7 protein-coding genes and 2 pseudogenes are annotated in these 11,116 nt (G+C 28.8%); all 9 read left to right on the plus strand.

Annotation, left to right across the window (positions count from 1 at the left end):
• Nucleotides 1–117: 117 nt before the first annotated feature.
• Nucleotides 118–1,044: pseudogene (guaA, locus tag NW240_RS07305) on the plus strand (glutamine-hydrolyzing GMP synthase); the annotation flags it as partial.
• A gap of 369 nt (nucleotides 1,045–1,413) precedes the next feature.
• Nucleotides 1,414–1,901: pseudogene (locus NW240_RS07310) on the plus strand (ABC transporter); the annotation flags it as partial.
• A gap of 246 nt (nucleotides 1,902–2,147) precedes the next feature.
• Nucleotides 2,148–2,852 (plus strand): lantibiotic protection ABC transporter ATP-binding subunit, encoded by a 705-nt coding sequence (locus NW240_RS07315; RefSeq protein WP_258436875.1) that lies wholly within the window; start codon nucleotides 2,148–2,150, stop codon nucleotides 2,850–2,852.
• Nucleotides 2,845–3,597: an ABC transporter permease gene (locus NW240_RS07320; RefSeq protein WP_258436876.1), complete on the plus strand. Its 753-nt coding sequence runs from the start codon at nucleotides 2,845–2,847 to the stop codon at nucleotides 3,595–3,597. Before NW240_RS07315 ends, NW240_RS07320 begins: the two co-directional genes overlap by 8 nt.
• Nucleotide 3,598: 1 nt before the next feature.
• Nucleotides 3,599–4,327, plus strand: coding sequence for a hypothetical protein (locus tag NW240_RS07325; RefSeq protein ID WP_258436877.1), 729 nt, complete (start codon nucleotides 3,599–3,601; stop codon nucleotides 4,325–4,327).
• Nucleotide 4,328: 1 nt separating this feature from the next.
• Nucleotides 4,329–4,997, plus strand: coding sequence for a response regulator transcription factor (locus NW240_RS07330; protein ID WP_258436879.1), 669 nt, complete (start codon nucleotides 4,329–4,331; stop codon nucleotides 4,995–4,997).
• On the plus strand, nucleotides 4,976–6,313 hold the full coding sequence (locus NW240_RS07335) for a HAMP domain-containing sensor histidine kinase (RefSeq protein ID WP_258436880.1): 1,338 nt from the start codon (nucleotides 4,976–4,978) through the stop codon (nucleotides 6,311–6,313). Before NW240_RS07330 ends, NW240_RS07335 begins: the two co-directional genes overlap by 22 nt.
• A 593-nt stretch (nucleotides 6,314–6,906) precedes the next feature.
• On the plus strand, nucleotides 6,907–8,166 hold the full coding sequence (locus NW240_RS07340; RefSeq protein WP_258436881.1) for an ATP-binding protein: 1,260 nt from the start codon (nucleotides 6,907–6,909) through the stop codon (nucleotides 8,164–8,166).
• A gap of 625 nt (nucleotides 8,167–8,791) precedes the next feature.
• A complete protein-coding gene (locus NW240_RS07345; protein ID WP_258436882.1) occupies nucleotides 8,792–10,141 on the plus strand; it encodes a PIN-like domain-containing protein in 1,350 nt (449 codons plus the stop codon).
• Nucleotides 10,142–11,116: the final 975 nt, after the last annotated feature.

Consider the following 11,116-nt stretch of genomic DNA (forward strand, 5'->3'; position numbering starts at 1 on the left):
TCTTTCATTCGCTGGAGCATGATAGAATAAATGTAAGAGATAAAATTTAGGAGGAATACAATGGTAGAATTAAGAAGACCTGAAGCTATGGAACGTATTTCAAACCCAGAAATGGCTGAGAAATTTATTGAAGAACAAATTTCCTTAATCAGAGAACAAGTAGGCGACAAAAAAGTTCTATTGGCATTATCGGGAGGCGTGGATTCCTCTGTAGTGGCTGCTTTATTAATTAAGGCTATTGGCAAACAATTAATCTGTGTCCATGTCAATCATGGCCTCTTGCGTAAAGGCGAGCCAGAACAAGTTGTTGAAGTCTTTAGAAATCAAATGGATGCCAACTTAATTTATTCAGATAGTGTGGAGCGCTTTTTAACTAAATTAGAAGGCGTAACCGATCCTGAAGAAAAGCGAATGATTATCGGTAATGAATTTATCGAAGTGTTTGCTGAAGAAGCGCGTAAATTAGAAGGCGTGGACTTCTTAGCTCAAGGAACCATCTGGCCCGATATTTTAGAAAGTGAAGACGGCATCAAGGCCCACCATAATGCAGGTGGCTTACCAGAAGATATGAATTTTGAATTAGTAGAACCTGTACGGATTCTCTTCAAGGATGAAGTGCGTATTGTAGGAGAAACTTTAGGACTCCCTCATGAGATGGTCTACCGTCAACCCTTCCCAGGACCAGGCTTAGGTGTTCGTTGTTTAGGCGAAATTACTCGTGACCGTTTAGAAGCAGTTAGAGAATCGGATGCGATTTTACGTGAAGAATTTGCCAAGAACGGTTTGGCTGAAAAAGTATGGCAATACTTTACCGTGGTACCTGATTTCAAATCAACGGGTATCAAAGATGGTAAGCGTACTTATGATTGGCCAGTCATTGTGCGTGCAGTCAATACCAAAGATGCCATGACAGCAACCGTTGAAAACATTCCTTTCGACTTAATGCAACAGATTGTTGACCGTATTACCCATGAGGTGCCAGGAGTTAGTCGTGTACTTTATGACTTTACACCAAAACCAACAGGAACCATTGAGTGGGAATAAGTCCATCAGAAATAGTTCAATGACAGTGCTTTCAGAGTTTTCTAAAGGCTGACTGGAAGAAAAACAGAAGGAATCTTCCGTAGGAATAATTTTAAGAATAGTTTCAAGTTATTAGCTGAAGCATTTTTGAAGTACTTTTTTATAACAAAAAAAGTGTCAAACCACTTTTAAGAGAAAATAATTAAGCCAACAGAGCGTTAATTCTGCTGGCTTTTTTTGCTATTTTATTAAATTTTCAGCAAATCAAAAAAGGTGAATTTGTTTTAATTTGAGTGGTAAAATCACTTCTGAAAATGTAATGAATGGTCTTATTCTATATCCTTACAAAGGAAAAATACAAAGAGAAGCCTTTGCGTCAGAAAAAAATAAGAGATAGTTTTTGGACTTCGAACCATCTGCAAATCAAGAGATGAAATCAAAAGAGAGTAGAAGAAGTATATGCAGAGTTAGATATTGAGGAACTTAAAGGAATAATCCGTTTTTAAATTATCAAGCTGATAGAAACAAAAGATAGCTATTACAAGCATCTATGCGATGAATCCGAGAGTTTTTATTTTAGATGAACTCTCATCAAATTTGGATATGAAAGTAACATTTGACCTATTTTTAATTTAAAAAAATTAAAACAAAATGGGCCAAATGTTTTCTTAATTAAATATTGTTTATACTATGTAAAGTCTCTATTTGATCGTTTTCTTTTAGTAAAAGATGGAGAGATTGCACAGGGCTTAAGTCGTGAGGAAATTATTCATTTTGAAAGGGATTTTTGGGATAAGAATGGACTAAGGGCTCTGGAATTAGAAGAATACAGTGTAAGTGAGAAGAAGGATTCACATAAATTAAATGATGAAACTATTCGTTCAGTGGATTAAATGAAAAAATATCTCATCCAGCTTTCATAAAAAAGAAGAAATAAGATATTAGAAAAACTAAGAGAATTGCTGAAAGATTTTAGATAAAAGATTAGGGGGAGTATGTAACATAAGAGTTGCTTACTCCTTTTTAAAGTATTTATTTTTTTGTTTTGTAAAAAAATAGAGTAATTATAATTTGGTTATTTTTTATTGATAGAATTGATTATATAAGAAATGGAGGAATAACATATGGATATTATGCTTGAAACAAGAAATTTAACAAAAAAAATAAAAGAACAAATTGTACTTGAAAATGTATCAATTAAAGTAGAAAAAGGAAAAATATATGGATTATTAGGTCCGAATGGTGCTGGAAAATCTACTCTATTGAAAGTAATCACCAAAGTTATGAATTGTACATCAGGGGATATTTTTTTTGAAGAAAAAATCATGTCTACAGAGAATCTAAAAAAAGTTGGAGCTATTATTGAACATCCTGCTATCTATCCAAATTTAACAGCTTATGAAAACCTGGAAGTTTTAACAGTATTATTAAATATTGATAAAGGAAGAATAAACGATGTGTTAAAAATAGTCGGTTTAGAAGACACAAATAAAAAATTAGCAAAAAATTTTTCGTTAGGTATGAAACAAAGGCTTGGAATTGCAATGGCGTTGATAAACAATCCAGAATTATTAATACTTGATGAACCAACAAATGGATTAGATCCTTTGGGAATTCAAGAGTTAAGAGAATTGATAAAAGAGTTTTCTAAAAAAGGAGTTACAGTAATTATTTCAAGTCATATTTTGAGTGAGATTCAACAGATAGCAGATAAGATAGGAATTATTAATAATGGACATCTTATTTATGAAGCTAATAACTCTGATGGGATGGATTTGGAAAAGCTATTTTTAGAAATGATAAAAAAGGATGTGAAAAATAATGATTAGTTTTATTAAAGCAGAGTTAATGAAAGAAAAAAGATCTGCTAACTTAAAGCTAGGAATTATTGTGCCTATAATTTTTGTTTTATTTAATATAGCTATGGTTAGCTTGATGGGGGAAAGCCCAGAAGGAAAAAGTTACATATTGGCAACTTCTTTTAACTGGTATCCACTTTTAATTCTTCCAATAGTTTTGAGCTTACTAGTTGTGAATATAAACGTTAAAGAAAAGAGTGAGCATATTATTTTACAAAAAATCAAAAATTTAAGTTGTGTAAAAATAGAATTAGCAAAAAATATTATTATTGTAGCTGAATTCTTTACTATTATAGTAGTATCAACAATATTATTATTTACTGTTGCTACATTTTTTCTAGGTGAAAAAATATCGCTAAGTCAATTAATTATAGCTACTATTTGCCTTTTTATCGGAAGTTTACCGGTAGTTGCTCTATCTTTTTTGATATACGGACTTGTAAAAAAGAAAGCTGTTCTTATATTGTTAAATTTTGTGTTAACATTCCCATCAGCTGTGATTGCGGTAACAAAAAATTGGGTTTTATTTCCATGGTCATATAACTTGCGAATGCTTAGCCCAGTTGTTGGAGTACATCCAAATGGCACTTTTCTTGAGACTGGCTCTAAACTAATGAATATGGAGGCAACATACTTAGGATTGTTTTTAAGTATTGCAGTCTATGTAGTCGTATTAACATTAAATCTTTTAATTAAAAATGAAAGGAGTCAATGAAGTGTATAATATAATATCATCATATTGGATTAGAAGTAGAAGGACACCGATAAGACTACTGACTTTTTTATGTCCAATCCTATTTTCTTCGATTTATGGTATTTATTCGATGAATTCAAAAGGATTAATCGGAAAAGAAATGGGAGTGTTTTTTTGTATATATATAATTTTAGCAAATTTTTCGATGAGTTTTTATATACCAATGATATATGAAGTTGATAAGGTTGCTGGAAATTTTGCAAATGATTTAAGAACTGGGATTAGTAGGAAAAAAATATTCTTTGCTAAATTTATTTATATCTCTATATTACTATTTATCATTGAATTTATAGCTGTTTTGGTAATGATATTAATAGGACTTGGAAAAGTTGAGCTTAATTATATAAGTACAGCTTTATGCTTTTTGATTGGAACAATTATGTTGATACCAATGATCCCTATTTATCAATTTTTAAGTTTGAAATTAGGTTTTTCTGGTAGTATACTAATCGGAGTTTTTTTAACACTATCAGGTATTTTGTTAGGAACTACAGAATTGGGCGGTAATGTTTGGTATTTTTTGCCTTTTGTTTGGCCGATAAAACTTATTTTTGCTTATACAAGTCATGAAGTTACTAGTCATGTTATTTTAATGTTTTTAGTATTATCAGTAATAGTTACTGTATTTTTAATAGGCATATTTAATAGTTGGTATAATAGATGGGATGGAATTAATAAAATGGAGGATTAAAATGAACTTATTAATCATAGATGATGATAAAGATTTATTGCGACTTTTAGAGTTGACTTTTAAAAAAGATTATAATGTTGATCTTTGCGATTCATCTGAAAAAATTAGTCCTGAACAGCTAGTTAAATATAATTTGATTATTCTTGATGTCATGATGGATGAAATGGATGGATTTGAGTTTTTATCACGATATAGAGAATTGATAGATGCACCGATTATCTTGTTGACGGCTAAAAGTTTTGAACAGGATAAGCTAGAGGGTTTTGCTTTAGGTGCAGATGATTATGTTACAAAGCCATTTTCTGTATCTGAAATAAGGGCGAGAGTTGCAGCACATATTAGAAGAGAAAATAGAGATAAGCATAGTAGAATAATTGACTACCCAGTTTCTTGCGACTTATTAGCCAAAAAAATATATTTCAAGAAAGATGAAATTACTCTTACCAAAAGTGAATATGAAATATGTGAATTACTTTTAAAAAATAGAAGCCAGGTTTTTACAAAGGAAAAAATTTATACAACAATTTATGGATATGACGCTGAAGGTGATAGTTCAACTTCTATTACAGAAAGAATAAAAAAAATAAGAGAAAAATTTGCTGGATTTCATATAGACCCAGTTAAAACTATTTGGGGAGTAGGTTATCAATGGGAAATAAAAAAAGTTTAACCTACTTAATTAGTAAATTTGCAATTTTAGAATTGTTTTTTGTGCTATTTATGATTTTATTATCCTTTATGCTTATAAACGTCTTAATTAACACTGGAATAGTATATCCCGCAAATTATGCTGAAATGAATTCTGATACAGTAAAATATGAATTTCTAAAAGAAGATTGGAAGATTGATAAAATACCCTTTTTTTATGAATATCAATTAAGAGATAATGGAGAAATTATACAAAATACGATTGATGAACGCTATAATCAAAAAATAAGTGAGGCATTACAAAAAGGAGAATCTTCAAAGGATCAAATAGTAGGTTCAGATGTATTTAAGGCTTTCAAAAAGGGTAATAAAGATTTGATAATAAAATATAAAATTAGTGCTATACCTACCAATCCCAATGTGTATAAAATAATTGGAAGTTTTGAATTAGTATTTTTTATAAGCATGTTTTGCCTGTGGCTAATGGGATTTATTTATTTAATTAGTAATTTGACAAGGAAATTAAGGAGTGAAATTAGAAAGATATCTAAGGCTAATGATAGTATTGAAAAATTGCACTTAGAATTTGAAAGAGAGCATTCTGATTATACAGAAATTTCAGGAGTATTGGATTCGATAGATAGTATGGCAAGGAGTTTAAAGGCATCATTAGAAAAACAATGGAATATGCAGATGACTCAAAAAGAGATGATTGAATCGATTACTCATGACGTGAGGACTCCAATTACTCTAATCAAAGGGAATATTGAATTATTAAAAGAGGATCAAGAAAATGTTCAGGAAAGAGCTGAAGATGCTCTAAATGGTGTGGAGAGATTGGAATCTTTTTTAAAAAAACTAAATACATTTTCTGATTTGATGGAAGTTCCAAAGGAAGTTGTATCAAAAGAAGTTTTAGACTATTGGATAAAAATTATGACTAGTATTTGTAAACTGAAAGGTTTTAGATTATCAATTCTTTCGTATGACGCAAGTAATATTCAATTAGATAAAATTGCAATTTCTATTGCGATACAAAATGTAGTAAATAATGCAATTGAGAATTCTTTGGTAGGCTCTACTATATTTATCGGTTTTTATGATGATATAGATGATTTTACAATTGTTGTCAGAGATCAAGGCGATGGATTTAATAAGGATATTCTTTATGATGTAAAAGAAAAATTTGTATCAACGAAAGTGCATGATAATAATATACATGGATTAGGGCTTTCAATTGTTACTAAAATACTTGAAACTAATAAGGGGCAATTGTTACTAAATAATTATGCTGATCAAGGTAATGGTGCTGAAGTTAAAATGGTATTTAAAAAGTAAGCATCTTTTAAAAAATCGTAAATCTGTTTACCAAGAAGGATAACTTTTCACTGTTAAAGTATGGGGGAAAATTTATCCTTTTTGCTTTTGATATAGAAGAGAAAATCTATTCCGTTATTAAGCAAAGAATCCTATATAGTAGAAAGCTAATTGATCTTTGACAACTGAGTAGACCGAGGTGAGACGTTATCTATTTGTTAAGAATTATGACCTACGCCAAGACTTTTCTGCTGATTAAGTTGATTTAAATGAATACTGGCTTTATGCGAGGGTATCAAAATCATTGAAGAATAGTGATCGACTCTATTAAAAGAAGTTGTTTTTATGGATGAAAATTAGAACCTTGAAGTACTTTTGAAGTATTTTACACAAAAAACACTTATAAAAATGATGATATAATAGGTATAAATAAAAGCCTTGTAATTACATATTATGTAATTGCTAGTAGTCTTTATATGAAGAGTGGGAGTAGTAGTGAGTGGTGTATATTTAAAAATACATTTTAGGGAATAATAAAAACCGACGCATCCGGCGTAAAACCGACGCAAATTTTTGCGTCGGTTTTGTGTTATAATATGGATGAGGTGGCAATTATGAAAGAAAATAAAAATTTAGAGTTTAAGGAAATAGTCAATAAAACTTTTTTAAAAACAGTGGCAGCTTTTGCTAATTATGGAGGTGGACAGATACTTTTTGGTGTTAATGATGAAGGAGAATCTATAGGTATCATTAATCCAGATGAAACTTGTTTAGATATAGAAAATACTATCAATGATTCAATTACCCCCAGACCAGAATTCTTATTTAGTATTGATAGAAAAACAAATGTAATTACGCTAACTATTAAAGAAGGTCTATTTAAACCATATCTATATAAAGGTAAGGCATATAAAAGAAGTGATACTTCTACTGTGGAGGTTGATCAAATTGAATTAAGAAGATTGGTGTTGCTGGGGGAAAATTTATATTTTGAGCAACTTCCATCTAAAAAACAAGACTTAACGTTTGATTTTTTATTGAACGAGATAGATGAACATTTATTAATTTCAAAAGATGCAAAAGATATAGATATTTTAAGAACACTTGGATTAATGGATAAAAACTCTGATTATAACAATGCAGCATGTTTGTTAGCGGATGAAAATATATTTCCAGGGATTGATATGGTTAAATTTGGAAGTAATATTAATGAAATTGAATATAGAACAACTATTTATAACGTTTCTGTTCTTGATCAGTTAAAAAAAGCTGAAGAAGTATTTTTAAGATACTATAAGGTAGAACAAATAGTAGGGATGAAAAGAAAAGCAAAATTCTTAATTCCCTTAGAAGCTTTTCGTGAAACAGTAGCAAATGCTTTAGTTCATAGAACTTGGGATATTAGTCCACATATTAGAATATCAATGTATGATGATAGAATAGAAGTTTATTCACCAGGAGGACTGCCGATAGGTCTTACAAAGGAAGACTACATAAGTGGTTATGTATCAATGCTTAGAAATCCAATAATTGCAAACGTGTTTTTTAGGCTTGATATTATAGAAAAGTTCGGAACGGGAATTTTGAGAATTAAAAAAGCTTATTATGATATAAAACATCAGCCTATATTTGATGTCACGGAAAATAGTGTAGTAACCATTTTGCCTACTGAAAATAAACTTGAAGATTTTACTGTTGATGAAGAAAAGGTATTTGAGAGTCTATCAAATGGTTTTATATTATCAAGTAGTGAAATTTCTGAATTAACTGGTTTTGGTAAAGATAAAGTACTAAATCTCTTGAAAGAGCTAATTGAAAAAGGATATATTGAAAAACTTGGTTCTGGTAGAGGAACTAAATATAAAGCAAGGTGAGATAAAAGTTTTTGTAGAGAAACCTTTTAAATGACTTGATACTAAAACGATACTATTTCTCTAAAAATAAAGAATAATACAAGTAAAAACAACGCTTTGTTCACAAAAGCGACCATTGAAAAGCCTTGTAAATAGCTATTTCAACTTTTTTGTCAAGGAGTGGGAATAGTCACTAAACAATTAAGATATTGGTGATGAGAAAAACGATATTTTCATGGATAAAACTTTATATTAATATTTAAAACATAACCTTAATTTCAATTTTATGAAATTAAGGTTATGTTTTATTATAGTCTATTAAAATTTTTAGAATAAAGAGATAAAGGTGAAATAAAAATAAAATTTTTAGGAAAGTATAATATAAACCGCTTTCAAATGTGGTATACTACATTATAATAAATGAAATTTAAAAGTATTATTTTTCAGTTATTATTAAAGATATGTATCTAAAGTATTATGAGGAGGTGAAAATGTAAAAGTTTGGATTATTCCAAAAGTAAGTGCAAAAAATTGAGAGAAAATTAAAGTAAGTTGAGTAAACCGCAAAAAAACCTTATAAAAGTTTTATTAATATGTTAAAAATTGAAAAATATAATTTTCTTATTAATAAGAAGGAGTAATGAATATGAATAAAAGTTATATAGATATTTTAATAAAAAAAAATAATGTTAGTGAAAGTGAAACGTGCTATGTTTTAGACACAAATTTTTTGTTGAATTCTCTAATATCCGTTAAATATGCCGATCAATATATTGAAGCATTAAAGAAAAATAAAAGTAAGATTTTTATACCTTTTATTGTTTGGGTTGAGTTTATTTATAATGTAGATAAATTGTTAAACCAAAACTCTAATTTTCTTAAGCAGTATATGAGTTTATATAAATTTAATGTTGATGAATTAAGTTTGTTTACAGATGAAGATATAAAAAATAAAATAAATAATTATTTCAATATCAGTAAAAGGCTGTCTGAAAACTCTATTGGCAGGAAACTAGTTAAAGAGGATATTGAGGAAATTTTCCCAAGAATAAATTTTGAAACTAGTTTTAATGAAGTTAATAAAGAGATTATGAATTCTTTTGAAGAGTGGAGACAACAGGCAACGCCACTTATGAAAAAAATTAATAATTATGATGTAGATACTAAAGAACGGCTTAAAGCTATTCGGAAAATGATTGATGAAGAAGATATCTATCTAGGAAAAGAGTATACTCAGGAGTATTTAGAAAAATTAGAAAATAATGCTCAGATTAGAATAGAGAAAAAACTTCCACCGGGAATTTCAGATGAGGATCTTTCGAAAGAAGGGTTTAAAATATGGAAAGAAATTAATATTCCTAGTAAATATGGAGATATATTTTTATGGCTGGAGATTTTAGATCATGTTAAATCAGAAGAGAGCTTTGATGAGATTACGTTAGTTAGTGATGATACAAAAAAAGGAGATTGGATATCAAAAGATACTAATGATCTATTTAATTCAATGAAAATAGAAATAAACAATGTTAATCCTTCTTTAGTAGTAAATCATGTAAAGAGTTCGGAATTTGTTGAGAAATTTAATTCTTCTCATATAACAAAGGAAGAAATTGAAAAAGATTTAAAACAATATCAAAACGATTTTAGTCAGGAAGACACTATTGTTGTTCCTGCCAGAAAAGAAGGATTTGAAAAGGTATTTATTGGTGAAAATAGATGGTATTCAATTAGAATTTTAAATGAGCGAATACCGTATATAAAATATATAGCAGCATATCAAACCAATCCTATATCAGCAATAACTCATTATGCAAAAATAGAAAAAATAGTTGACTCTCCTATAGATTCAAATAAAAAAATGATTATTTTTGAAGGAGACGCTATAGAGTTAGAAACACCTGTAAAATTAGGTAGTAATTGGTCAGCAATGCAATCCGTTAGATATACAAGTATTGAAAAAATATTCGATGTAACTGATTTAGATGATTTGTTTTAAATTTTAAAGCCTTTACTTTTATAGATTAATTTATATATAGGAATATATTTTTTTATAATGGACTAGTGTCATAGTTATGGTGTGGTCAAAAGTTAACAATGGAAATGATTATGTTTACTCTTAATAAAAATACTGATCAATATTGACGGGGGATTTTGAAGATTAATACTTTCTAATATATAGGTTTAGGTTAAAAAAATCTCAAAAGTACGGCTTTGATACAACAAATGAAAAAGAAACTTATAATCACTGTTATAACAATAATTTTTAATTTCAAGACATAATGGAGTACTCAGAAAAGTTTTGAGAAAACAGTTCTATTAGAATAGATTCCAGTAGGTATCGAATATTAAATTAAAAATATAGTTTAATGAAAGTAGGTTTTAAAAATAGGTTAAGTTTTTTTTGAATAAAAATCGAAGAAATTCTATAGCAGATAATGTTATTAAATTTTAGTACTGTTTTAAATTATCAAGATAGCAGCAATTTATTCATCTAATTATTTCAGAGGGGTAATGGATGGATTTGCGGATGTGAATTTCAAGTTGTTGAAATCTACTTCCAACAACTAAAGATAAAATTAGAGCTTTTAACATTAAACAAATATTTAGGAAGTATTATGATTCAATTTAAAAGTCCTTATGAGAAGTTAAGAGTAAAAGAATTATACGTAGATATAATGAAAAATTCACAAGGAATGACTTTACATATTCAGGAGAATAACACAGAGTATTAGGATATAGATGAAATTTCTCTATATAGTTCAGAAACAATTTAAAGATAAGATGTTTTTCAATCTGTATGGTGACGAGAAGATATATCACAGGTTGAAAAATGATCGTATTACGTTATTGTCGATTTGAGAATTTGATACAGGTGAACGTTTTGTACCCGACTTATTTTTGTTCTAAAAAAATTGTTATAGATGGTTATGTTTAACTGGAAATCAATATTGAGTCAAAGGCAACCAGTTAT

It is taken from the genome of Facklamia sp. 7083-14-GEN3 (genome assembly GCF_024742075.1).
Classification (GTDB): domain Bacteria; phylum Bacillota; class Bacilli; order Lactobacillales; family Aerococcaceae; genus Facklamia.